The organism is Pseudomonas sp. KH_024_B2, from assembly GCF_057839965.1.
Genome location: NZ_CM174502.1, coordinates 3,339,403 through 3,364,764 on the forward strand (window position 1 = coordinate 3,339,403; position 25,362 = coordinate 3,364,764).

A 25,362-nucleotide genomic window follows, 5' to 3' on the forward strand; every position below is an offset into this window, starting at 1 on the left:
TATCAATATGAAACGTGTAGCTCTCGTTACAGGGGCAAGTTCAGGAATTGGCCAGGCCATTGCCACTCGGTTCGCCAAAGATGGGCTTCAGGTACTGGCGACCGGACGTCGCCAAGGGCCGCTGGATCTCTTGGTCGACGAGTATCCCAATATCGCTGCGCAGAGTGCAGACCTTGCTACTCCCTCGATCACCAGCCACCTGCTGGAAATTGCGACAAGCCGGTTTGGCGCACCGCCCTCGGTCATTGTTCTCTCCGCAGGCAGGGGGCTGAAAGGGAGCTTACTAACGTCCGACGCCTCGCAGTGGCAGGAGCTGGTGGACATCAACTTGCTCTCCATCATGAAACAGATGCGCGAAAGCGCACAGTTCCTGTTGTCGAACCAGACAGGCGAATCACCACGAGATATCGTCATTCTCGGCTCCACGGTAGGACGTACTCTATCTGCCGCAAACCCGGTCTACGGAGCGACCAAGTTCGCCCTGCACTCTCTGTGTGAGAGTCTGCGTCAGGAGCTCTGCACCCACGCAATACGGGTCACGCTGATTGAACCTGGATTCGTGAAATCAGGATTTCAGGACTCAGCGGGGTACGACCGTCAATGGTTCAAAGATATTGAAGTGGAGTCAGGCCCATTCCTGGTACCTGATGACGTTGCCGCCACGGTATCTTTTGTGGTCGCACAACCGCCCCATGTCCATCTCGATGACATCCGTATTCGCCCGACCCGTCAGAAGGTGTGAAATGGACGAACCTCAAGTGGTGGTGCTGACCCATGCGCTCTCCTACGCTGGCCCAGGAGTTCTGGCCGCGCCCTCACGCAAACCCGAGGATGTATTTCTCTGCCATGACCCGGCGTTTGCAGACGAGACCGCGAGAGTGCAATTCATGAAGCAGTGGCCCGGCGCCCTCGCGAGCCCTGCCTTATCCCCCGAAGCCTTGATAGAGGATGCCCTGCAGCGCTTTACGCGCGTCGACAAACTGATCAGCAATGATGTTGGACCGGCACTCTGGACACCACTGGAAGAAGGCGAAGCCGTCGATCTTCGCGAAGCACTCGAAGCCATGGTTGTCTGGCCATACCGACTGCTGACCAGTGCCGCCTTGGCGATGAAAGAACGTCGTAAAGGAAGGATAGTTCTGGTGACCTCAGCCGCTCCTCTGCGACCGGCATCCGGCTTTGTCGTATACGCCAGTGCGCGCGCCGCAGCCAGTGCAATGGCCCGAGCCTCAGCCAAGGAATTCGCCCCTCTGGGGATTCAGATTAATGCTGTGGCTCCGAACTTTCTTGAAAGTGCTCAGTACTACCCGAATGAATTATGGAGCACGCCGCAAGCTTTAGAGCAACTGCGTGAGAGTGTTCCCATGGCTCGACTTGGACGGGCCACTGAAATAGGTGAGTTGATCTTGTTTCTGCTTTCCGGAAGTACTGACTTTGTCACCGGTGAAGTGATCAACTTCACTGGGGGCTGGTCTTGACACCTCCAACTGCGGAGAAGCTCGCCGCTGCTTAATAGAAGCAGGCACAGCGCTAATATAAACCCAGGTTCGATAGTTTCAATCAACGCACCCAACGTGCGCTTACAGGGAAGTACTGCAATGTTTTTATTGCTGATACAAACATTGACTATTCTCATCGCACCACTGGTTTTATGGTGGCCTTTACGCAAATTGATCCCATTGGCGGTGATTCAGATACTGTCGGGAATTGCACTGGGCCCCACTCTTCTCGGAGCTGTAGCGCCAGAGCTTAAGTCAGTACTTTTCCCTGTCAACAGCTTCCCTGGGCTGCAAGTATTGTCTTCTCTTACCGTGGTTTTTTTCTGCTTTACCGCAGGGCTTCACGTTGATGTAGAACAGGTGCGTAACAGGGGCAAAGGTATCCGTGCTGGTGGCGAGCAGTATGTTCCTGGTGCTTGGCGAACTCGCTCAATGGCTGCGCTATAGTTTTGACCGCGAACAGGATGTGAGAATTTTGAATCTTTAGGAGGTTTGCATGTTTTCTTATACAGAATGGGTGGCATTTTTAACACTCGCCATCGCCGCGACCTTATCACCCGGCCCGGCTGTTCTACTGGCTATACGTAATGGTTCACAAGTTGGTTTTCAGCGTGCATTGAGTGGGATTGCTGGAAATGTCAGCGCCATGCTGACCTATGCATTATTGGCCACCGCGGGAGTGGCGATTGTATTTAATTCATCCCCCATGTTTGCGTTCTGGGCGCAAATTCTGGGCGGCGGATATCTGATTTTTTTCGGTATTAAGCTACTGCTCAGCCGCGGACCAGTAAAGACTCAAACTTGGGAAATGACAAGCCAGACAACTCGCACGCGGCTATTTATCGAAGCTTATCTGGTTGGGCTTTCAAACCCCAAGGCCCTGCTTTTCTACTCCGCACTCTTTCCTCAGTTCGTAAAACCTGGCGAACTCATCCTGGCTCAATCACTCTCGCTTGCCTTGACGTTTGCCTTTTGCTCTTTTATTGCACTTTGCTTTTATTCCTGGCTCGCAAGCCGAGTCGCTGCACGGCTTTCTTCTGGTCGGACATGGAGTATGATCAATCGGGGCAGCGGAGCCGTCTTCATAGGATTAGGTGGCGGTCTGATCTTGAATTCTTCGATGCGCTAAATCATCCAATTAGCCCCTTCCCTAGTGTCCCGTTTTCACAAATAAGATCCCTTATGCTTGTAAGGTCATTACCTCACGAGCTCGCTGTATCTTGTTCAAAATATCTACTCATCCTTCTCCAACAACCGCACCACCCTCGGCATCACACTAAACACCGCCAACGCCAGCAAGGTACTGAGTACCGCCGTCGCCTCTCGGCCCAAACCGGCGGAGACGCCGATGGCGGCGGTCATCCACAGGCCGGCGGCGGTGGTCAGGCCTTTGACGTTGCCCTCGTCGCCCTCGTGGTTTTTCAGGATGGTCCCGGCGCCGAGGAAGCCGATGCCGGCGACCACGCCTTGGACTACCCGGCTCAGGGCGTCGGCCTGGGCGCCGGACATTTGTGGCACCAGGACGAACAGTGCGGCACCCAGCGCCACCAGCATGTGGGTGCGAACCCCGGCGGCCTTGCCCTTCTGTTCGCGTTCGAATCCAAGAATACCGCCCAGCACGGCAGCCATCAGCAAACGCACAGTGATTTGCGTCAGCTGCCTGGCATCGCCGATATCGGCGAACTCAGCTTGTAACGTCAGCCAAACCTCATGCCACCAGGCGTTCATGGTGCTGCCCTTTTTATGGGTCGATATGCGATGGACAGCAGCCACGGGCAGACGTGCGTCGGAGACGAACTCAGGCGGGCGCGTCTACATCACCAAAGCAGAAACCGACGCATTGACCGTCGCAGGCTCAATGGATGGCCGTAAGCATTTGAAAGCCAGCGACAGTGGTTCGGTGGTTTGACTGATACAGATCACAGACAGCGGCCAGTGCCCGGGTTAAGCGCTGGCGTCTCGCTGTAACGGGGCCGCCGAGGGTGCTGCAACTTGTCGCAGGCAGACGCCGAGCGCCCATCTGATCCGCTTTTTATTCGAATACCTGAGTCTGTTATGCAAACAGATCGCTGGTCATAGTGCTTCGGCCTGATGGAGGCTGATGAGCGAAAGACCATGAGCGATAAAATCCCCGTCCGATTAGTAGAAACATTCGAGCCTTCGCGTCCAAAGATGAAGGCCAAGTCCAGCGACAACCTGATCCACACCCGCAGCTTCAGCGGCTTGTTCCGCAACTTGCGAGTGAGCGGCGCGGGCTTGTTGTTCCTCGCGTTCTTCGGCACTGTGTGGCTGAACTGGGGCGGCCGTCAGGCGGTGCTCTGGGACTTGGCGGAAAGCAAATTCCATATCTTCGGCGCGACCTTCTGGCCGCAGGATTTCATTCTGCTCTCGGCACTGCTGATCATCTGTGCGTTCGGGCTGTTCGCGATCACTGTTTTCGCCGGCAGGGTCTGGTGCGGCTACACCTGCCCGCAGAGTTCCTTTACCTGGTTGTTCATGTGGTGCGAAAAGGTCACCGAAGGCGAGCGCAACCAGCGGATCAAGCTGCAAGCCGCCCCCTGGGGCCTGAACAAGCTGATGCGCCGCTCGGTCAAGCACGCCATGTGGCTGGCCATCAGCCTGCTCACCGGTTTGACCTTTGTCGGTTACTTCACGCCGATCCGCCCGCTGGCCAATGAACTGCTGACCTTTCAAATGGCCGGAGTCAGCCTGTTCTGGGTGGTGTTTTTCACCGGCGCGACTTACATCAACGCCGGCTGGTTGCGCGAAGCGGTGTGCATGCACATGTGCCCCTATGCGCGCTTTCAAAGCGTGATGTTCGATAAAGACACCCTGACCATTTCCTACGACGTGGCCCGCGGCGAGAACCGCGGCCCGCGCAAACGCGGCGTTGCATCGGCCGAGGCTGGCCTGGGTGACTGCATCGACTGCCAACTGTGTGTGCAGGTCTGTCCGACCGGTATCGATATCCGTGACGGTTTGCAGATGGAATGCATCGGTTGCGCAGCCTGTATCGATGCCTGCGATTCGATCATGGACAAAATGGGCTATGCCCGCGGGCTGGTCAGCTACACCTCCGAGCATGAGCTGCAAGGTGGCAAGACTCACCTGCTGCGCCCCCGACTGATCGGCTACAGCGCAGTGTTGCTGCTGATGATCGGCGCGTTGGCGCTGGCCTTGGTGGAGCGGCCGATGGTCTCGCTGGATGTCAGCAAGGACCGTGGGATGTTCCGGGAAAACAGCTTGGGCCAGATCGAGAACATCTACAGCCTGAAAATCATCAACAAGACCCAGCAACGCCAGCAGTACCGCCTGGCACTGGTGGATGGCGATGGCTTCCAGTTGCAGGGCAAGACCGAGCTGAGCCTGGCGGCGGGTGAAATCACGGATGTGCCAGTATCGGTGGCGATGACCGCCGAACGGCCGGGCAGTAGCTCGCAAAGCATCAGCTTCAAGATTGTCGACAGCGACGAGCCTGACATCTACAGCGTGGCGAAAAGCCGGTTTGTTGCGCCGATGAACCGTTGAGCCTTTAGACTGCAGTGCGCCCATTCGCGGGCAAGCCACGCTCCCACAAGAGCGACGCCGAACCTGTGGGAGCGTGGCTTGCCCGCGAAGAATTCACCCGAATTTTCCTGAATATCGCCAAACCGGGTCTTAGATGAAACGCTACGAAAAATTCGCCGACGACATCGCTGAACTGATCCGCTCCGGGGTGCTCGGCCCCGGCCAGCGCGTGCCGTCGGTGCGCTACGCCAGTCAGACTTACGGGGTCAGCCCGTCCACGGTGTTCCAGGCCTATTACCTGCTGGAGCGCCGCGGCCTGATCCGCGCCCGGCCGCGTTCCGGTTACTTCGTCAACACCCACGCACCGAGCCCGTTCTCGGAGCCGGTGATCAGCAGCCAGGTCAACGAATCCACCGAAGTCGACGTCAGCGAACTGGTGTTCTCGGTCCTCGACTCGATCAAGGACCCGAACACCGTGCCCTTTGGCTCGGCCTTCCCCAGCCCGACCCTGTTCCCGCTGCAACGGCTGGCCCGCTCACTGGCCAGCGCCAGCCGTGAAATGGACCCACGGATGGTGGTCACCGACATGTCGCCGGGCAATCCGCAACTGCGTCGGCAAATCGCCCTGCGCTACATGGTCGGCGGCTTGATGCTGCCCATGGAAGAGTTGCTGATCACCAATGGCGCCCTTGAGGCCCTGAACCTGTGCCTGCAAGCAGTGACCGAACCCGGCGACCTGGTGGCCATCGAAGCCCCGGCCTTTTATGCCAGCCTGCAAGTGCTCGAGCGACTGAAGCTCAAAGCCGTGGAAATCCCCGTGCACCCCCGGGATGGCATCGACCTTGGGGTCCTGGCGCAAACCCTCGAACGGCACCCGATCAAGGCCTGCTGGTGCATGACCAGCTTCCAGAACCCGATGGGCGCGACCATGCCCGAAGCCAGGAAACAGGAACTGGTGGAGCTGTTGCGCCGCCATCAGGTGCCGCTGATCGAGGACGACGTCTACGCCGAACTCTATTACGGCCAGCAGGCGCCAAAACCGGCCAAGGCCTTCGACACCGAAGGTCTGGTGATGCACTGCGGCTCCTTTGCCAAAAGCCTGGCCCCCGGCTACCGCATCGGCTGGGTCGCCGCCGGGCGCTACGCGCAGAAAGTCGAACGGCTGAAACTCATGACCTCACTCTGCGCCTCGATGCCGGCTCAGGCCGCCATTGCCGACTACCTGCAACACGGCGGCTACGACCGCCACCTGCGCAAGCTGCGTTACGCCCTCGAAGAACAGCAAAGCGCGATGCTCGCCGCCATCGCCCGCTACTTTCCGGCCCAGACCCGCGTCAGCCAACCGGCCGGCGGCTACTTCCTGTGGCTGGAACTGCCGGCGCAGATGGACTCGTTGAAGTTGTTTCAGATGGCGTTGGCCCAAGGGATCAGCATTGCGCCAGGGCCGATTTTTTCGCCGACCCAGCGGTTCAGGAATTGTATTCGGTTGAACTACGGGAGCCCGTGGACTGAGGATTCGGAGAAGGCGATGGAGACGTTGGGGCGGATTGTGCGGTCGTTCTGATGGTTCAGTGTTGCCTGAGCCACCGCTATCGCGAGCAAGCTCGCTCCCACAGTTGATCTGCATATGGCCACTATGGTGTGAACAACACGGATCTAATGTGGGAGCGAGCTTGCTCGCGATGACGGCTGAACAGACGATGCAGCTCTAAAGCCTTAACGCCCGCCCCCCAGATCCACAAAAGTCCCGGTCGCATACGAAGCCTTGTCCGACAGCAGCCAGATGATCGCCTCGGCCACTTCATCGGGGCGGCCGCCGCGGGCCATGGGGATGCCGGATTCGAGTTTGCTGACCCGCTCCGGATCGCCGCTCAGGGCGTGGAAGTCGGTGTAGATATAACCAGGTCGCACCGCGTTGACGCGAATGCCCTCGCCGGCCACTTCTTTGGACAGGCCGATGGTGAAGCTGTCCAGCGCGCCTTTGGAGGCTGCGTAGTCGACATACTCGCCGGGAGAACCCAGACGCGAGGCGACGGAGGAGACGTTGACGATGCTGCCGCCCTGACCGCCGTGTTTGGGCGACATGCGCAACACCGCGTGCTTGGCGCAGAGGATCGGCCCCAGCACGTTGGTTTTCATGACTTTGAGAATGCGAAATTCGGACATTTCATCGACCCGGGCCTTGTGCCCGACGGTGCCCGCGTTGTTCACCAGTGCCGTTACCCGGCCCAGTTCGGTATCGACCCGGTGGAACAAACCGATGACTTCATCTTCGATACTGACATCGGCGCGCATGGCAATCGCTTGGGCGCCCAGCGCGCGGACTTGCTCGAGCACCTGCTGGGCGGCCTGCTCGTCCGCCTGGTAATTGATGCAGATCCGATAACCCTGCTGCGCTGCCAGCAGCGCAGTGGCCGCGCCGATACCGCGGCTGCCACCAGTGATGATGATGACTTTATCCATGCTGGCTTTCCCCCATTCAAAGCTGCAATCCGCTGCAAGAGTACTCGCCAGTGATCGCTTTTGCATGGGCTCGAGTCAAGCACAACGCCGTTCAGCTCGCCGCCAATTGCTCCGCCCGATGGATATCGGCAATGAAACGCTCGGCCGGCAGCGGATGCCCAAGCAGGTAGCCTTGCAACGAATCACAACCCAATTGGGTCAGGAAGTTCTGCTGCACGTCGGTCTCCACACCTTCGGCGACGATCCGCAGCCCAAGCGCCTGGCCCAGGGCGACGATGGCTGAAACGATGGCGGCGTCGTCGCTGTCATGTTCCAGATCGCGGACAAAACCACGGTCGATCTTCAATTCGTTGGCCGGCAAACGCTTGAGGTACATCAGGCTCGAGTAGCCGGTACCAAAATCATCGATAGACAGGTCAACGCCCATATCCGAGAGTTCCTGAAGTACCGTCATGCTCGCATCCGCGTCACTCATGGCGGTGGTTTCGGTGATTTCCAGGGTCAGACTGTTGGCCGGCAACTGGTGCCTGGCCAGTGCGCTGGCGACGCTTTTCACCAGCCCCGCATGACAAAACTGCAGGGCCGACAGGTTCACCGCGATACGCCAGCCGGTATAGCCCTGCACGTACCATTCACGCATCTGCCGGCAGGCTTCGTTCAATACCCACTCGCCGATCGGGATAATCAGCCCGGTCTTTTCCGCCAGATCGATGAACTTGTCCGGCAACAGCATGCCGTGCTGCGGATGCACCCAACGCAACAGCGCCTCGGCACCGATCGGCTGGCCGTTGCCGGCATCGAACTTGGGTTGGTAATACAGACTGAACTGTTCGTGCTCGACGGCAGCGCGCAGGTCTTGCAGCAATTGCAGTTGTTTGCGGGCGTTGGTGTTCATCGAGGCGTCGAAGAAGCGATAGCCGTTCTTGCCGGTGCCTTTGGCGTGGTACATCGCCGCGTCGGCGTTCATCAGCAATTCTTGTGCGGTCTCACCGTTACCGGGATAAACGGCGATGCCGACGCTGGCGGATATTTGCAAGTCATGCTCGGCCACCCGGAACGAACGCGAAAGCAGCCCGACCTGCCGGGCCGCCAGGCGCAAGGCGTCGTCCGGTTCGCCGAGCTGCACCAGCAACACGAATTCATCACCTCCGATGCGCGCCAGGGTGTCCTGGCTGCGCAAGTCCTCGCGCAGGCGCAGGCCGACTTCACGCAGCAACTGGTCACCCATGTGATGCCCAAAGGCATCGTTAACCGGCTTGAAGCCGTCCAGATCGATGAACATCAGCGCAAAACAACCGCCCTGCTCCTGCACCAGATTCATCGCCTGATCAATGCGATCGGCCAGCAGCACCCGGTTCGGCAATCCGGTCAGAGTGTCGTGCAGGGCCAGTTGGGTGAGTTCCTGATTGGCCAGGGTCAAGGAGTTGGCCAGCCCCGCGGTTCGGGCTTCGAGGCGGGCATCGAGGACCGAGGTCAGTAATGCGATACACAGCACCGCCAGCGTCGAGACCAGCACCAGGTTGTCCAGCCCCTTGCCGCTCAGGCCACCCTGCGCCGCGCCACAAAAACTGCCGTCAGCGAAACGCGCTGCGGCCATCCCGGTGTAATGCATGCCGACTATGGCGATGCCCATGATCACTGCCGCGCCGCCACGGGCAAATATGACGTGAGGGGTGTTTTGCCGCAGCCGGAAAGCGATCCACAGCGCGGCGGCTGACGCCACGACGGCAATCAACAAGGAAGCGCTGAACAACGTCGGATCGTAATCGATGCCCGGCTGCATGCGCATGGCAGCCATGCCGGTGTAGTGCATGGCGCTGATTCCGGCGCCCATGATCAAGGCACCGAACGCCAGTTGCCAGGTCGGCAAGTGCGGCTGACTGACCAGCCACAGGGCAAAACCAGAAGACAGAATGGCGATCAGCAGGGATAACAGGGTGATCGTCAGGTCATAACCGAGGTCGATCGGCAAGCTGACGGCCAGCATGCCGATAAAGTGCATCGACCAGATGCCCACCCCCATGGCCAGCGCGCCGCCAGCCGTCCACAGATGAACCGCCCGGCCTTTGGCCGTGGCGATACGTCCGGTGAGGTCAAGTGCGGTATAGGAAGCGAGAATCGCCACACAAAGGGAGATCAAAACCAGGGCGGGGGAATAACTACCGATGAGCATGGGACTTCTCGTAGCCGGTGAGCCGAACTGCATCCATGCTCGGGGGCAAAGCCGTCGATTGTACCGATTGCGCTACAGAACGCACTGAGAAAAATTATCAATTGGCCATTGGTCTGATGACTTGATGTCCCTCACCCAATGTGAGGATGATCTAAGTGATCTGATGACTTGCACTGACTTGTGGCGAGGGAGCTTGCTCCCGCTCGGCTGCGCAGCAGTCGTAAAATCGGCGAATGCGGTGTGCCTGATGCAACACCTTTGCAGTTTTTAGGGCCGCTGCGCGCCCCAGCGGGAGCAAGCTCCCTCGCCACAGGAATTACACTCGCCCTACTCTTTCTCACTCACCGGCATCTGCCCATCCCAGCCACCACCCAGCGCGGCGATCAGTTGCACGCTGGCGATCAAGCGGCTTTGCTGCAAAGTCAGCACGCTGCGCTCGTTGCTCAGGGCAGCGGCCTGGACCACCACCACATTGAGGTAGGCAATCAAGCCTGCCCGGTACTGGTTCTGGGTCAGGCGCAGGGATTCACGGGCCGACTCCAGGGCCTGCTGGCGCACCGCCGCCTCGTCTTCCAGTACTTTGAGCTGCACCAGAAAGTTCTCCACTTCGCGAAAGCCATCGAGCACGGTCTGCCGGTATTTGGCCACGGTCTGGTCGTAGACGGCTTCAGTGCGGTCGACTTCCGCCGAACGCTGGCCACCGTCGAACAGGGTCATGGCCAGTTGCGGGCCCACGGACCAGAAGCGGTTCGGCACGCTGATCCAGTTGGCGAAGGTACTGCTGCTGTAGCCGCCGCTCAGGCTCAGGCTCAGGTCCGGATAATAGGCAGCTTCTGCGACGCCGATATTGGCATTCGCTGCGATCACCGAGCGCTCGGCTGAGGCGATGTCGGGACGGCGTTCAAGCAGCTGTGACGGCAGGCTCAAGGGAATCTGCGGCAACGCCGGGATGTTCTGGGTCTCTGCCAGACTGAACTCTGCCGGCGGCACGCCGGTCAGCACGGCGATGGCATTTTCCAGTTGCGCACGCTGCCAGATCAGGTCGATAAGGTCGGCCTGAGTGCTTTTGAGCTGGGTTTGCGCCTGGGCGACCGCGTCTTTGCCGGATACCCCGGCGCGGTATTGGTTTTCGGTCATGGTCAGCGAGCGCTGATAGGCCTCGACCGTCGCCTCCAATAGACGCTTCTGTTGATCCATCACCCGCAGTTGCAGATAGCTCTGCACCAACTCCGACTGTTGGCTCAGGCGCATCGCCGCCAGATCCGCGAAACTTGCCTCGGCGCTGGCCTCGTTGGCTTCCAGGCCGCGACGCAACTTACCCCAGACATCCGCTTCCCAGCTCACGCCCAGTTGGGTGTTGTAAGTGTCGCGAATGCCACTGCTGGAGCTGGTCAAACTCGAACTGCTGCTGCCGGTGCCCTGGCTGGAACGGGTTTTCCCGGCGCTCAGGTCCACAGTGGGGAAGAACGAACCCCGAGCGCTACGGACCAGGGCCTGGGCCTGACGGTACTGGGCTGCGGATTGGGCGACGGTCTGGTTGGCGCTGTTGAGCTTCTCGATCAGGCCGTTGAGTTGCTGATCACCGTATAGCTCCCACCAGGCGCCACGGGCCAGAGAATCGCTCGGTTTGGCCTGACGCCAGCCTTGGGCCTCCTTGTATTGGGCTGGGGCACTCAGCTGCGGGCGCTGGTAATCCGGACCGATCGCGCAGGCGCTGAGCATCAACCCGCACAGAGTCAGGCTGAGCAGACGCGAACCGCGAGCCATCGCCAAACGTTGGGCGGACAGCGCAGGGGCCTTGGGAAGCGAACGATCAGTCATAGCGGAGTTTCCAGAGCAGCATCGGTACGTACCCCACGCCAGTGGTTGAAGCGGTGGCGCAGACGGTCGAGATAGAGGTAAACCACCGGGGTGGTGTAAAGGGTCAAGACTTGACTGAAGATCAGCCCGCCGATAATCGTCAGGCCCAGCGGTTGACGCATTTCCGCGCCCTCGGCGGTGCTCAGCAACAACGGCAAGGCACCGAGAATCGCCGCCAGCGTGGTCATCAGAATCGGCCGCAGACGCAACAGGCACGCGCTGCGGATCGACTCCAGCGGCGCCATCCCCTGCTGACGTTCAAACTGCAACGCCAGGTCGATCATCAGGATCGCATTTTTCTTCACCACGCCAATCAGCAGGAACAGCCCGAGCAACGAAATCAGGCTGAACTCGCCGCCCAGTGCGTAGATCGACAGCAGCGCGCCGACCCCGGCCGACGGCAGCGTTGAAAGAATGGTCAGCGGATGAATGTAGCTTTCATAGAGCACCCCCAGCACCAGGTACACCGCCAGCAGCGCGCCGAGAATCATCCATGGCTGGCTCTTTTGCGTGGCGGCGAAGGCGTCCGCGGTGCCGGCCATTTTGGCGATGACGTCTTCCGGCAGGCCGACCTTGGCGATTGCCCGTTCGATGGCGGCAGTGCCCTGCTCGACGGTGACCCCATCGGCCATGTCGAAGGAGATGCTTTCAGACGCGAACTGCCCTTCATGGCTGACCCGGTCATCTTCCAGACTGTTTTCATAATGGGCGATGGCCGACAACGGAATACGCGCGCCAGCGGCGGTAATCACCTGGACCTGATTGAGGGTAATCGGGTCCTGGGCGTATTTCGGGTTGACCTCCATCACCACCTGATACTGGTTGAGGCTGTCATAGATGGTGGAAATCTGCCGCTGGCTGTAGGCGTTGTTCAGCACCGCGGTGACCATGTCCATGTCAACGCCCAGGCGCTTGGCCTGATCACGGTCGACCACCAGGGTCACTTGCTGGGCTCCGCGTCCTTCGCGGGCATCGATGGCAGTCAGCTCGGGCAACGCCTTGAGCGCCACGACGACTTTCGGGTACCACTCGCGCAAGGCACCCAGATCACCGCTTTGCAGGATGTAGGAGTATTGCGAGCTGGTCTGTTCGCGACCGCCGCCAAATTGCAGGTCCTGGTCGGCCATGAGCATCAGTTGTCCGCCCGGCACCTTGGGCATTTCCTTGCGCAGGCGCTCGATGACTTTTTGCGCGGAAATCTGCCGTTCCTTGATTGGCTTCAAACGCACCAGCATGAAGGCGTTGTTGATACCGTTATTGCCACCGATGAAACCGGCGACGCTTTCCACCGCCGGGTCGGTCAATACCGCGCGACGGAAGATTTCCATCTTGGGCTGCATCACGTTGAACGACAGACCGTCATCGCCGCGCACGAAACCGATCAACTGACCGGTGTCCTGCTGCGGCAGGAAAGTTTTCGGCACCACCACATACAGCGCGACGTTGACCCCGATGGTCAGCAACAGGCTGAGCAAGGTCAGCAGCCGATGGCGCAGCACCCAGTCCAGGCTGCGGGCATAACCGCTGACCATCCACTCGTTGGCCCGCTGGCTCCAGCGTTGCAGGCGGTTCTCCTGGCCCGGAGTGTGGGGTTTCAACCAGCGTGCACAGAGCATTGGGGTCAGGGTCAGCGAAACCAGCAGCGAGACCACGATGGACGCTGCCAGGGTGATGGAAAACTCGCGGAACAGGCTTTCGATAATCCCGCCCATAAACAGGATCGACAGGAACACCGCCACCAGCGAGACGTTCATCGACAGCAGCGTGAACCCCACCTCCTGAGCCCCCAGATACGCGGCCTTCATCGGCGGCACACCTTGGTCGATGTGCCGGGTAATGTTCTCCAGCACCACGATGGCGTCGTCCACCACCAGGCCGGTGGCGAGGATCAGCGCCATCAGCGACAGGTTGTTCAGGGAGAATCCATAGAGGTACATGATGGCGAACGTGCCGACCAGCGACACCGGCACGGCCAGGGTCGGGATCAACGAGGCGCGCAAGTTTCCAAGGAACAGAAACACCACCAGAATCACCAGCACCACGGCGATCAGCAGGGTCATCTCCGCTTCGTGCAAGGTCGCCTTGATCACCGGCGAACGGTCCATGGCCAGGTTCAGCTTGACGCTGGCCGGCAACACCGCCTGCAACGCCGGCAGCTGGTCCTTGATCGCGTTGACCGTCTCGATGATGTTGGCCCCGGCCTGCCGGTTGATCACCAGCAGCACCGCCGCGTCATCGTTGAAGAAGCCACTGTTGTAGCGGTCTTCGACGCCGTCGCTGACCTTAGCCACGTCGCTCAGGCGCAACGCCGAGCCGTTCTGGTAACGAATGATCAGCGGCTCGTAATCCCTGGCTTTCTCCAGTTGGTCGTTGGCCTGCACCTGCCACATGCGCTGGTCGTCTTCGACCGAGCCCTTGGGCCGGCGCACGTTGGCGTTGGCGATGGTGTTGCGCACATCGTCCAGCGCTACACCGTACTGGTTGAGCAACTGCGGCTCCAGCTCGATGCGCACTGCCGGCAGCGAACTGCCGCCGATCTGCACTTCGCCGACGCCCGGCACCTGAGACAGGCTTTGCGACAGGATGGTCGAGGCCAGGTCGTAGAGCTGGCCCTTTTGCAGCACGTCCGAGGTCAATGACAGCACCATGATCGGCGCCTGGGACGGGTTGACCTTCTTGTAGGTCGGCATGCTGCGCATACCGCTGGGCAACAGGTTGCGCGAGGCATTGATCGCGGCCTGCACTTCCCGCGCCGCGCCATTGATGTCGCGATCGAGGTCGAATTGCAGGATCACCCGGGTCGAGCCCTGGCTGGATCGGCTGCTCATGGTGTTGACCCCGGCGATGGCGCCGAAGGAGCGCTCCAGCGGCGTCGCCACGCTCGACGCCATGACTTGCGGGCTGGCGCCGGGCAGGCTGGCCTGAACCACGATCACCGGGAAATCCATCTGCGGCAGCGGTGCCACCGGCAGCAGGCCGAAGCTCACGCCCCCCAGCAACAGGATCGCCAGGCTCAGGAGCATGGTCGCTACCGGGCGTTTGATGAACGGACCGGAGAGGTTCATTGACGCCAGTCCCCACCACCAATCACTGTGGGGGTGTGCCTTGCATAGGGATTACTTTTCGGCATCGTCATACCGCCACCTCTTCGGCGTCGGCATTGGTTTTGCCGAAGCGACGACCGAGGCGATCGAAGTACAGGTAAATCACCGGGGTGGTGAACAAGGTCAATACCTGACTCACCAGCAAACCACCGACCATCACCAGACCCAGCGGTTGACGCAGTTCCGCGCCGGAGCCGGTGGCAAGCATCAACGGCACAGCGCCGAACAGCGCGGCCAGCGTGGTCATCAGAATCGGTCGGAACCGCAGCAACGCCGCCTGATAGATCGCCGCCTGCGGGTCCATGCCCTGATTGCGTTCGGCCTCGAGGGCGAAGTCGATCATCATGATTGCGTTCTTTTTCACAATGCCGATCAGCAAAATGATGCCGATGATCGCGATCATCCCCAGGTCGTTGCCGCTGAGGAGCAACGCCAGCAAGGCCCCGACCGCCGCCGATGGCAAGGTCGAGAGAATGGTGATCGGGTGGATATAGCTCTCGTAGAGCACGCCGAGCACGATGTACATGGTCACCACCGCTGCCAGAATCAGCAGCAAGGTGCTCGACAGCGACGCTTCAAAGGCCTGGGCGGCGCCCTGGAATTGAGTCTGCACGCCGACCGGCATGCCGATGTCCTGCTGCACGTTGTTGATCAGCTCGACCGCCTGCCCCAACGCCACGCCAGGCGCCAGGTTGAACGACATCATCACCGCCGGGAACTGGCCGATGTGGGTGATCGCCAACTGCGCCTGGCGCTCTTCGATATGCGCCAGACTGGACAACCGCACCTGACCGCCGTCGGTGGTTTTGACGTGAATCTGCTCCAGCGCCTGCGGACCGATCTTCTCGCCGGACTGCGCCTGTAGCACCACGCGGTACTGGCTGGCCTGGGTGTAAATGGTGGAAATCTGCCGCTGACCGAAGGCGTCGTACAGCGCGTCGGTGATGTTCGACACCGACACGCCGATCCGCGACGCCGCATCGCGATCGATTACCAGAAAGACCTGCAACCCCTTGTCCTGCAAATCGCTGGTAACGTCGGTCAATTCCGCTTCTCTGGACAAAGCCTCGACCAGCCTGCCGCTCCAGAGGCTGAGCAGTTCGGCGTCCGGCGAGGACAGGCTGAACTGGTACTGGGTCCGGCTGACCCGGTCTTCGATGGTCAAATCCTGTACCGGCTGCAAGAACAGCCTGATCCCCACCAGTTTGTTCAGCTCTGGTTGCATCCGCGCAATCACCTGGGTGGCGCTCAGATCACGTTCGCTGTGGGGCTTGAGGTTGATCAGCAGGCGGCCGCTGTTCAGCGTGGCGTTATCGCCGTCGACGCCGATGTAGGACGACAGGCTCTCCACCGCCGGGTCTTGCAGGATGATTTTGGCCAGTTCTTGCTGGCGCTGGCTCATGGCAGCGAACGAGATCGACTGCGGCGCTTCGGAAATGCCCTGAATCACCCCGGTGTCCTGCACCGGGAAGAAGCCCTTGGGCACCACCATGTAGAGGAACACGGTCAGGCCCAGAGTGGCGATGGCTACCATCAGGGTCAGCGGCTGGTGCTTGAGCACCCACTGCAACTTGCGCCCATAGGCGGCAATCATCCAGTCGATCCACGCACCGCTGGCCCGGTAGAAACCGCCCTGCGCCTCTACCTTGGGTTCACGCTTGAGCAAACGCGCGCACATCATCGGCGTCAGGGTCAGGGAGACAACCAACGAAATCAGGATCGCCACCGCCAGGGTAATGGCAAACTCGCGGAACAAGCGCCCGACCACGTCGGCCATAAACAGCAGTGGAATCAGTACCGCGATCAGCGACAGGGTCAGCGAGATCAGGGTGAAGCCGATCTGCTTGGCGCCCTTGAGCGCCGCCACCATGGGACTGTCTCCCTCCTCGATGAAGCGTGAAATGTTTTCCAGCATGACAATGGCGTCATCCACCACAAAACCGGTGGCGATGGTCAGGGCCATCAGGGTCAGGTTGTTGACCGAGAAACCGGCCAGGTACATCACGCCAAAGGTGCCGATCAACGACAGCGGTACGGCCACCGACGGAATGATGGTCGCACTGGCCCTGCGCAGGAACAGGAAGGTCACCATGACCACCAGGGCAATGGCGATCAGCAGTTCGTGTTGCACGTCGGTGACCGAGGCACGGATGGTCTGGGTGCGGTCGGTCAGCACGATCACCTCGAGGCCGGCCGGCAGGTTGTCGGTGATGCTCGGCAGCAACGCCTTGATCCGGTCGACCACTTCGATCACGTTCGCGCCCGGCTGACGCTGGATGTTCAGCAACACCGCCTGGTTTTCATTGGCCCAGGCGGCAAGACGTTCGTTCTCGGCACCGTCGACGATCTGCGCCACGTCCTTCAGGCGCAGCGGCGCGCCGTTGTTATAGGCAAGGATCAACTCGGCGTAGTCTTTGGGCGAGGTCAGCTGGTCATTGGCATCGAGCATCGAGACCCGGGTCGGGCCGTCGAAGTTGCCCTTGGGCTGGTTGACGTTGGAAGCACCGATCAGGGTCCGCACGTCCGAGAGGTTCAAGCCATTGGCCGCCAACGCCTCGGAGTTGACCTTGATCCGCACCGCCTGGCGCTGACCGCCGGCGATGCTGACCATGCCGACGCCGCTGATCTGGGCGATTTTCTGCGCCATGCGGGTATCGACCAGGTCATTGAGCTTGGGCAACAGCATGGTCCTGGAGGTGATGGCCAGGGTCAGCACCGGGGTATCCGCCGGGTTGACCTTGTTGTACACCGGCGGCGCCGGCAAGTCCTTGGGCAACAGGTTGGTGGCGGCATTGATCGCGGCCTGCACCTGCTGTTCGGCGACATCCATATTGATGTCGAGGTTGAAACGCAAAGTCAGCACCGAGGCGCCGCCGGAGCTGGTCGAGGCCATCTGGGTCAGGCCGGGCATCTGCCCGAACTGACGCTCCAGCGGTGCGGTGACCGCACTGGTCATCACATCCGGGCTGGCGCCGGGGTAAAGCGTCATCACTCGAATGGTCGGGTAATCGACCTGAGGCAATGCCGAGACCGGCAACAGTCGATAAGCGATCAGGCCGGCCAGAATAATGGCCAGCATGCTCAGGGTGGTGGCTACCGGTCGGAGGATGAACAGCCGCGAGATGTTCATGCGCCGCCCTTTTGCGCCTTGTCGGTGGCTGCCGGTTCAACCGCGGTGCTCGTGCCCTGCAGGTGCCCGGTCGGCGTGGTCGGAACGTCCTGAGGGTCGTTGACCACTTCCACCTCGCTGCCCTCTTTCAGACGGTCGGTGCCTTCCAGGACCACGCGATCACCGGGTGCCAGGCCCTCTTCAATCACCGTGACATCGCCGTCGCTGGCACCGATTTTCAGGGGGTGCATCTTGACCTTTTTGTCGCCGTCCAGCGCATACACGAAGGTGCCATTGTTGCCGAACTGAATCGCCGCCGACGGCGCCAGCACCACGTCTTTCAGGGTATCGGCGAGCAAGCGCACATTGACGAACTGGTTGGGGAACAGCGTTTGATCGCGGTTCTCGTAGCGCGCCTTGAATTTCAGGGTGCCCGTGGTGATGTCGATCTGGTTATCCAGACTCTGCAACACCCCGGTGGCCTGCAACTTCAGGTCGCCGCGATCCCAGGCTTGCACCGGCAATCTGGCGCCACTGCGGTAACGCTCAAGCACTGTTGCAAGGCTGCTTTCCGGCAAGGTGAAGGCGACGCTGATCGGTTGGGTCTGGGTAATGATCACCAGCGCCGTGGTGTCATTAGCCGCCACCAGGTTGCCGACGTCCAGTTGACGCAAGCCCAGGCGCCCGGCGATCGGTGCGCGGATTTTGGTGAATTCCAGATTGAGTTTGGCGTCATTGACCGCCGCCTGGTTGGTCTTGACCGTGCCTTGGTATTGGCCCACCAGCGCTGTGGCGGTGTCCAGGGTCTGTTTAGCAATGCTGTCTTCGGCGTACAGACCGCGGTAACGCTCCCTATCGACCTGGGCGTTTTTCAGTTGCGCCTGGTTCTGCAACAAGGTGCCTTCGGCCTGAAGCAAGGCATTCTGGTACGGACGCGGATCGATCTCGGCCAGCAAGTCCCCGGCCTTGACCATCTGCCCTTCCTCGAACGCAACCTTGACCAGTTCGCCGGCCACCCGACTGCGCACATTGATGGTATTCAGCGCCGTGACCGTGCCCAACGCCTTGTAGTACAGCGGAAAATCCCCGCGCGTTGCCGGCGCCACCCGCACCGGAACCGGTCCGCTTGCCCCACCGAAACCCGGACGCATCCCGCCGGACCTGCCGGTATGCCCGGCGACGGCTTTTTGCCCTGCTGTGTCTTTATGAGCAACGTCAGCGGGCCAGAACTTCCAGCACAGGCCAGCGATGACCAACAGCACAAGCAGGCCGAACAGCCAGCGGCGGGGATTGCGGGAAGCGGAGGATTGCATGGAGTGATCAACCATTGGGCGCGTGAGCATCTTCTACGGAAGGCTGAAAGATAAGCACTGGCAGGGATTTAGCAAAGCGCCTTTACCGGCAATTTACCTTGGGCTTACGTTCGTCAGCGCTTGCCAAGCCACTGAGGACGCCTTCGCGGGCAAGCCCTTGTAGGAGCAAGCTTGCTCGCTCCTACAAGACCAAATAAAAACGGCCTGGACAGGGCCAGGCCGTCAACAACGGTAAAACCTGTTACTTCAACACGGCCAACGCAGCTTCGTAGTCAGGCTCTTCAGCGATTTCCTTGACCAGTTCGCTGTGCAGCACAGTGTCGTTTTCGTCGAGGACGACAACGGCACGGGCAGTCAGGCCTTTGAGGGGACCGTCAGCAATGGCCACACCGTAGTTCTGGATGAATTCGGCGCCACGCAGGGTGGACAGGTTCTGGACGTTTTCCAGACCTTCAGCGCCGCAGAAACGCGCCTGGGCGAACGGCAGGTCAGCCGAGATGCACAACACAACAGTGTTGGCCACGTCATTGGCCTGGGCGTTGAACGTGCGCACCGAAGTGGCGCAGGTCGGGGTGTCGATGCTTGGGAAAATGTTCAGCACTTTGCGCTTGCCGGCAAAGCTCGCCAGGGTAACGTCGGACAGATTGCCAGCAACCAAAGAGAAAGCTGGCGCCTTGGAACCGGCTTGTGGCAGTTCGCCGTTGACTTGAACCGGGTTGCCTTTAAGAGTGACTTGAGCCATGAACGGAGTCCTTTTAAGCAGGGTTTTTGTGAGAAATTTTTTAGCGTTTCGCGGAGCCGAAGTTAAACACGAAAGCGCCTTGCAGCCTATCCCGGATTGCTGTCAAACGACTCCGAAACCATGAGCTGAAATGTCCTGCTCGCGATGTTGAATGACAGACCGCTTTCGCGGGCAAGTCGGATCGCCGCACCGCTCGCGCCTACAAATCATTCCATTCGACTGGCCAAGACAGCGTTCCCTGCTAATTTCATCTTAAGTGTCCTGCCAGAGCAAAAAGCCCTATCAATCGGCCACCCAGCACCGAATCGTCCACTGAACCACCAGGGAACCGGGGGGAATCATGTCGAGAAAGGTCTACGCACCCGTCATGCTATTGGCCGCAACGCTATCACCTGCGTTTAGCGCAGTGGCCGACAATGCCGATACAGCGAACGCGAGCAACAATCCGCTGAATTTCGCGTCCGGGATGAACCTGCAGGACTACTACACCCCGAGAATCTACGATAGCAACGACCACACCAACGACCTGCTGGTGCGCGGAACCTTGCCGATTGCTGCCAATGATTTCATTGGAGTCGCGCAACTGCTGCAAGCCGCTGCGCCGATCAGCACGCATCCCGATCCCCATGGGGGCTACAGCACGGGTGAAGGGGATGTGAGCCTGTCCGATATCTTTCTACTCAAGACCGACGGCGTGCAGTTGGGCATCGGCCCGCAGATCACCCTACCGTTCGCCGACCAGGACGAACTCGGGACGGGTAAATGGCAGGCGGGTCTGGTGGCCATTGCCATCGACTCCTCTCCCCGCGGCCTGCTCGGCGCGCAAGTGCAGTACCAACGCTCGTTCGCCGGCGACAGCGATCGTCAGCACGTTGAAACCGCGACTTTCCAGCCCATCATCACTCACAACCTGTCCCAGGGTTGGTACCTGCGCTCCACCGCCATCTGGACTTTCGACCTGAGAAACGACTCCCACTACATCCCCCTCGGATTCGGTGGCGGCAAAGTCTGGAAATCGGGTGATAATGTGCTCAACGCCTTCATCGAACCGCAGTGGACCGTGGAACGCAGCGGCAATGGCCAGCCGCAGTTCACGCTGTTGGCCGGACTGAATGTCACCTTCGGAAAATGAGGAGACTTTTATGAATGGTTTGCTTTGCGCTGCGGGATTCAGCCTGATGGCGTTTTTCGCCAGTTGTGGTGTCGGTGCCCGGATAGAGCACAGTCATGTGGTGGCGGTTGCCTTCACCGCCACACCGGCCGATGCACAGTGGATTGTTGGAAAATAGCAGTTTCCAGAATCTATATCGACTGGCAATACGTCATCGCGAGCAAGCTCGCTCCCACACTTGATCGCAGTCGTACACAAATTAAGTGATCGCTGAAGACCTAATGTGGGAGCGAGCTTGCTCGCGATTGGGTCTCCAATTCAGCGAGTGCCTGTTGGACAAGCCGCGAACTAAATAAACCCGCCCTACTTCGCCTTCAGCTTCAAATACGCCTGATGAAGATCCGCAGCCCAACCGTCGATAACGTTTTTCACATCGCTGGCCTTCATGACCTGTGATTCGCCTGCCAGTGGCTTGCCGGTGCCTTTGCGCACCACTTGCGCCACGACCTTGTTGCTCCCACCATCGAGGAACACCGCTTCGGTGGCCAGATTGGTTTCCTGGTCACGAATGCCAGTGGCGGTACTCACGGCTGCGGCCACCAAAGTAATCGGGAGTATTTCATAGGGTTTCAGGCCTTCAGTTTTGCTGCTGACCGCGGTAATCGCGGCGCGCATCACGAGCACGCCTGGACCGGGACCGGTGGCCAGCGGCAGCGATTTGCTCACCTCACGTTTGAGTGCCTGATCGTAGTAGCTGGTGATGCCCGACAAAGTGCTTTGCGGGACTTTCTCGGTCGGTTGTGGCTTGGGGTAGAGCTGGGTGGGTTCGATGTAGACGCTGGTGTACTTGTTGATGTTGAGTTTCGGATCGACCCAGCGCATCACTGGAACGCCAGAGGGAGACTTCGCTTCCTTGAGTTGGCTGTAGTCCTTGAGGAACCCGGAATACTCTTCTGGCTGGGTTATTTTGCTGGAACAGCCGACCACTCCAATGGAAGCGATGCACAGCGTGCTCATCATTAGCGCAAGCTTCATTCTGTAACTCCTGTCAGAAAGCCAACTACGGTATTGGGAAAGGGAATTGTAGGTATAGCCAAAATTCAGCGCATTGTTATTACAAAAACCGGATATTCGCTGAATGCTGCGGGAAATGATTACCAGTAGAGGAAACCGGTGTCGCCCAACCGGGGCTGGCCACTCAAAACCCCCACCTCAAGAGTAAAAGCACCTCAGCATTTTTTAGATGATAGCTCATAGCCATTAGTGCTAAAGTGCCTGCCGTTGAAAACAAAACCCCAATCGAAAAATGACCGCGCGACCGCACGAAGCGTGTCTCGGCCAATGACGGCACAGTACTGCCCCAAGGAAAACAAAAGCAATGAAAGCCATTCGCACACTGATCACCGCTAGCGCTATTGCCGCCACACTCCTGACCTCAGGTTGTGCCAGCATTGTCGGCGACAGCAAATACCCGGTAAACGTGTCCAGCACACCCAGCGGTGCCAGTTTCACCGTCAAGAACAAGGACGGCATCGTGGTCCACAGTGGCTCCACTCCCAATAGCGTGACCCTGCCATCGGGTCGCGGTTACTTCAAGGGGGAGGACTACACGATCACCTTCAAGAAGGACGGCTACGCCGATAGCACCGCGAAACTGGAAACCAGCATGAGCGGTTGGTACTGGGGCAATTTCGTGTTTGGCGGGCTGATCGGCCTGTTGGTCGTCGACCCTATGACCGGTGCCATGTACAAACTTCCAGAAGATGTGAAGGGCAATCTCGGCAATCCGCTTGCTGGCGAAGCGCCGAAAGACCTGACGTTGCTGGAAATCGATCAGGTACCGCAAAACCTGCGCGCAGGGCTTGTACGAATCAACTGATTGCGTCTTGTGGCGAGGGAGCTTGCTCCCGCTGGAGCGCGAAGCGGTCCTAAAACCTGCAAACCCGGTCCTGTCAGGCGCATCGCATGTGCCCGGCTATTTTGCGACTGCTGCGCAGCCGAGCGGGAGCAAGCTCCCTCGCCACAGGCCTCCTAACGTCGGCGAAACAACGGCCGTGGCTCGATCGCCGAGCGACCATACAACACGCTCATTCCGGCCAGGCCCTTGAGCGCGTCTTCCGCGGATTTGTCTTCGCGCACCGCGAAGGCGTCGAAACCACACTGACGCATATGGCTGAGCTGGTCACGCAGCACATCGCCAATCGCGCGCAATTCGCCCTGCCAACCCAAACGCGTACGTAACAGATAAGCCTGGCTGTAGGCGCGACCGTCGCGAAAGCTCGGGAAGTCCAGGGCAATCAGCGGCAGGTCGGAAAACCACGGGATCAGGTTTTCCACTTCGTCGTCAGGACCGAGCCAGACGCCTTCGAACGCCGTCGTGGGTTGAGCATTACGGGCAAGCCATTGGGATAGCGGCAGGATCAGCTGTCCGCTCGGCAACTCATCCGTCGCGTCACGAATCAACTGCCAGGGGTCGTCGCGCAGCCATTCGGCTACGCCCTCTCGCACACGCAGCAGATTGTTCATGCCGACACCTCCAGAACCTTCGGATAGACCCGCTCCTTGAACGGCTCCAGACCGATGCGTTGCAAGGTGTCGACGAACAGTTCTTCGCTTTCCCGGCAACGGGCGAAGGTGGCGATGATGCGCTCGATGACGTCCGGCACTTGCGCCGCACTGAAGGACGGGCCGATCACCTTGCCCAAGGCGCTGTTCTTGCCCTGGGAGCCGCCGAGGGTGATCTGGTACCACTCGCTGCCGTTTTTATCGACGCCAAGGATGCCGATATTGCCAATGTGGTGGTGACCACAGGCGTTCATGCAACCGGAGATATTGAGGCTGATATCCCCCAGGTCATGCAAGTAATCCAGATCGTCGAAACGCGCTTGAATGGCCTGGGCGATGGGGATCGACTTGGCGTTGGCCAGGGCGCAGAAGTCACCGCCGGGGCAGGCGATGATGTCGGTCAGCAAGCCAATGTTGGCGCAGCCCAGCCCCTGTTCGCAGGCCAGGCACCAGAGCGCGAAGAGATCGGCCTTGGGCACATCCGGCAGCACTATGTTCTGTTCATGGGCGATGCGAATTTCGCCAAAACCAAACTGTTCGGACCAGTCGGCGACGGCATCCATCTGCTCAGCGGTGACGTCGCCTGGCGGTGAGGCGATGCCGGGTTTGGTCGACAACACCACGCTGGAGTAGCCCGGCACTTTGTGCGGCTGCACATTGCGCGAGACCCAGCGGGCGAAGGCCGGGGTGTCGCTCAGCCGGGTGCCGAAATCCAGATCGGTGTCCGCAACAGTACGATAAGCCGGCGGCACGAAGGCACTGGCGACGCGCTGATACTCGACATCGGTCAACTGCGCCGGACCGTCCTTGAGGTGCTGCCACTCCTCCTCCACTTCCTTGGAAAAAGCTTCAATGCCCAGGGCTTTGACGAGGATCTTGATCCGCGCCTTGTACTTGTTATCGCGTCGGCCATGACGGTTGTAGACCCGCAACACCGCCTCGACATAAGACAACAGGTGCTGCCACGGCAAGCCCTCGCGAATCTGCAAACCGAGGATCGGCGTACGTCCCAGACCACCGCCAACGATCACCCGCAACAGCATCTGGCCGTCGGCATCGCGGTAAAGATACAGTCCGATGTCATGCATCATGATCGCCGCACGATCCTGCCTGGCCGAGCAGATGGCGATCTTGAACTTGCGTGGCAGGAAGAGAAATTCCGGGTTGATGGTCGACCACTGCCGCAGGATCTCTGCCAAGGGTCGCGGGTCCAGCAACTCGTCGGCAGCCACTCCGGCAAAGGCTTCGGTGGTGATGTTACGCACACAGTTGCCGGAGGTCTGGATGGCATGCATCTCCACCTGCGCCAGGCGTTCGAGGATGTCCGGCACCTGAGCCAGTTCGATCCAGTTGAACTGCATGTTCTGCCGGGTGGTGAAGTGGCCGTAGCCGCGATCGTAATCCCGGGCGATGCTCGCCAACGTACGCATTTGCTGCGCGCCAAGGGTGCCGTAGGGGATCGCGACCCGCAGCATGTAGGCATGTTTCTGCAGGTACAGGCCATTTTGCAGGCGCAGCGGCAGGAACTCTTCCTCGCTCAGCTCACCACCCATAAAGCGCTCGACCTGATCGCGAAACTGCGCAACACGCGAGAACACCAGGGCCCGGTCATAGTCATCGTACTGATACATGTGGCTGCCACCTCATCAGGAATTTTGCACAGAACCTGTGGGAGCGGCGGTGCGGCGATCCGACTTGCCCGCGAAAGCGGTGTGTCAGGCAGCAAAGATGTTGAATGTGCCATCGTCTTCGCGGGCAAGCCCGGCTCCCACAGGGTCAGCGGTGTATCGGGCTCTACGGCTCGTTTGTGAGATAGCGACTATGAATGAGCAGCGCAGCACGTAACAGATTCACCTGAAACCTGAAAAACCGTATCAGAGCGCAGCGGATGGCCGCAGGCAGCCATCCAGTCTGAT

At 59.8% G+C, this 25,362-nt stretch carries 20 protein-coding genes and 1 pseudogene; 10 read left to right on the plus strand and 11 right to left on the minus strand.

Features of this window, described 5'->3' with window-relative positions; genetic code table 11:
• Positions 1–7: 7 nt before the first annotated feature.
• The 4 genes from AC3I0A_RS15515 (at position 8) to AC3I0A_RS15530 (ending at position 2,628) form a co-directional block, all read left to right on the plus strand.
• Positions 8–742 carry an SDR family oxidoreductase gene (locus AC3I0A_RS15515; protein WP_489372855.1) on the plus strand — a complete coding sequence of 245 codons (735 nt, stop codon included), beginning with the start codon at positions 8–10 and terminating at the stop codon, positions 740–742.
• Position 743: 1 nt separating this feature from the next.
• Positions 744–1,478, plus strand: coding sequence for an SDR family oxidoreductase (locus AC3I0A_RS15520; RefSeq protein ID WP_489372857.1), 735 nt, complete (start codon positions 744–746; stop codon positions 1,476–1,478).
• Positions 1,479–1,598: 120 nt separating this feature from the next.
• Entirely contained in the window at positions 1,599–1,946 is a 348-nt protein-coding gene (locus AC3I0A_RS15525) for a cation:proton antiporter domain-containing protein (protein WP_489372859.1), read from the plus strand.
• Positions 1,947–1,995: 49 nt separating this feature from the next.
• Positions 1,996–2,628, plus strand: coding sequence for a LysE family translocator (locus tag AC3I0A_RS15530; RefSeq protein ID WP_489372861.1), 633 nt, complete (start codon positions 1,996–1,998; stop codon positions 2,626–2,628).
• A gap of 104 nt (positions 2,629–2,732) precedes the next feature.
• Here AC3I0A_RS15530 and AC3I0A_RS15535 read toward each other — a convergent pair whose 3' ends face one another.
• On the minus strand, positions 2,733–3,227 hold the full coding sequence (locus AC3I0A_RS15535) for an MgtC/SapB family protein (RefSeq protein WP_489372863.1): 495 nt from the start codon (positions 3,225–3,227) through the stop codon (positions 2,733–2,735).
• 73 nt (positions 3,228–3,300) lie between these two features.
• On the opposite strand from AC3I0A_RS15535, the pseudogene AC3I0A_RS15540 reads away from it, so the two are divergent.
• The 3 genes and pseudogenes from AC3I0A_RS15540 to mapR all read left to right on the plus strand — a co-directional run.
• Positions 3,301–3,408: pseudogene (locus AC3I0A_RS15540) on the plus strand (DUF3203 family protein); the annotation flags it as partial.
• Positions 3,409–3,614: 206 nt separating this feature from the next.
• Positions 3,615–5,027, plus strand: coding sequence for a cytochrome c oxidase accessory protein CcoG (gene ccoG, locus AC3I0A_RS15545; protein WP_489372865.1), 1,413 nt, complete (start codon positions 3,615–3,617; stop codon positions 5,025–5,027).
• Positions 5,028–5,160: 133 nt separating this feature from the next.
• Positions 5,161–6,570, plus strand: coding sequence for a GntR family transcriptional regulator MpaR (gene mapR, locus AC3I0A_RS15550; protein ID WP_489372866.1), 1,410 nt, complete (start codon positions 5,161–5,163; stop codon positions 6,568–6,570).
• 152 nt (positions 6,571–6,722) lie between these two features.
• Here mapR and AC3I0A_RS15555 read toward each other — a convergent pair whose 3' ends face one another.
• From AC3I0A_RS15555 to tpx, 7 genes are all read right to left on the minus strand, one after another.
• Positions 6,723–7,469 carry an SDR family oxidoreductase gene (locus tag AC3I0A_RS15555; protein ID WP_489372867.1) on the minus strand — a complete coding sequence of 249 codons (747 nt, stop codon included), beginning with the start codon at positions 7,467–7,469 and terminating at the stop codon, positions 6,723–6,725.
• Positions 7,470–7,560: 91 nt separating this feature from the next.
• On the minus strand, positions 7,561–9,642 hold the full coding sequence (locus tag AC3I0A_RS15560; protein ID WP_489372869.1) for a putative bifunctional diguanylate cyclase/phosphodiesterase: 2,082 nt from the start codon (positions 9,640–9,642) through the stop codon (positions 7,561–7,563).
• Positions 9,643–9,969: 327 nt separating this feature from the next.
• Complete coding sequence (locus AC3I0A_RS15565; protein ID WP_489372871.1) at positions 9,970–11,463, minus strand: efflux transporter outer membrane subunit; 1,494 nt, start codon at positions 11,461–11,463, stop codon at positions 9,970–9,972.
• On the minus strand, positions 11,460–14,567 hold the full coding sequence (locus tag AC3I0A_RS15570; protein ID WP_489372873.1) for an efflux RND transporter permease subunit: 3,108 nt from the start codon (positions 14,565–14,567) through the stop codon (positions 11,460–11,462). Before AC3I0A_RS15570 ends, AC3I0A_RS15565 begins: the two co-directional genes overlap by 4 nt.
• A 67-nt stretch (positions 14,568–14,634) precedes the next feature.
• Entirely contained in the window at positions 14,635–17,736 is a 3,102-nt protein-coding gene (locus AC3I0A_RS15575; RefSeq protein WP_489372875.1) for an MdtB/MuxB family multidrug efflux RND transporter permease subunit, read from the minus strand.
• Entirely contained in the window at positions 17,733–19,043 is a 1,311-nt protein-coding gene (locus AC3I0A_RS15580; protein WP_489372876.1) for an MdtA/MuxA family multidrug efflux RND transporter periplasmic adaptor subunit, read from the minus strand. Before AC3I0A_RS15580 ends, AC3I0A_RS15575 begins: the two co-directional genes overlap by 4 nt.
• A gap of 226 nt (positions 19,044–19,269) precedes the next feature.
• Complete coding sequence (tpx, locus tag AC3I0A_RS15585) at positions 19,270–19,770, minus strand: thiol peroxidase (RefSeq protein WP_489372878.1); 501 nt, start codon at positions 19,768–19,770, stop codon at positions 19,270–19,272.
• A gap of 340 nt (positions 19,771–20,110) precedes the next feature.
• On the opposite strand from tpx, the gene AC3I0A_RS15590 reads away from it, so the two are divergent.
• Both AC3I0A_RS15590 and AC3I0A_RS15595 read left to right on the plus strand, forming a co-directional pair.
• Positions 20,111–20,902 carry a hypothetical protein gene (locus AC3I0A_RS15590; protein WP_489372880.1) on the plus strand — a complete coding sequence of 264 codons (792 nt, stop codon included), beginning with the start codon at positions 20,111–20,113 and terminating at the stop codon, positions 20,900–20,902.
• A 10-nt stretch (positions 20,903–20,912) separates the two neighbouring features.
• Positions 20,913–21,059 carry a hypothetical protein gene (locus AC3I0A_RS15595; RefSeq protein WP_489372882.1) on the plus strand — a complete coding sequence of 49 codons (147 nt, stop codon included), beginning with the start codon at positions 20,913–20,915 and terminating at the stop codon, positions 21,057–21,059.
• Positions 21,060–21,244: 185 nt separating this feature from the next.
• Here the strand turns inward: AC3I0A_RS15595 and AC3I0A_RS15600 are convergent, their stop codons facing one another.
• Complete coding sequence (locus AC3I0A_RS15600; protein ID WP_489372884.1) at positions 21,245–21,916, minus strand: DUF3313 domain-containing protein; 672 nt, start codon at positions 21,914–21,916, stop codon at positions 21,245–21,247.
• Between the two features lie 343 nt (positions 21,917–22,259).
• On the opposite strand from AC3I0A_RS15600, the gene AC3I0A_RS15605 reads away from it, so the two are divergent.
• Positions 22,260–22,760, plus strand: a complete 501-nt coding sequence (locus tag AC3I0A_RS15605; protein WP_489372886.1) for a hypothetical protein — start codon at positions 22,260–22,262, stop codon at positions 22,758–22,760.
• 152 nt (positions 22,761–22,912) lie between these two features.
• On the opposite strand, the gene AC3I0A_RS15610 is transcribed toward AC3I0A_RS15605, so the two are convergent.
• Positions 22,913–23,407 (minus strand): DUF934 domain-containing protein, encoded by a 495-nt coding sequence (locus AC3I0A_RS15610; protein WP_489372887.1) that lies wholly within the window; start codon positions 23,405–23,407, stop codon positions 22,913–22,915.
• Positions 23,404–25,077, minus strand: a complete 1,674-nt coding sequence (locus tag AC3I0A_RS15615) for a nitrite/sulfite reductase (protein WP_489372889.1) — start codon at positions 25,075–25,077, stop codon at positions 23,404–23,406. Before AC3I0A_RS15615 ends, AC3I0A_RS15610 begins: the two co-directional genes overlap by 4 nt.
• Between the last annotated feature and the right edge of the window lie 285 nt (positions 25,078–25,362).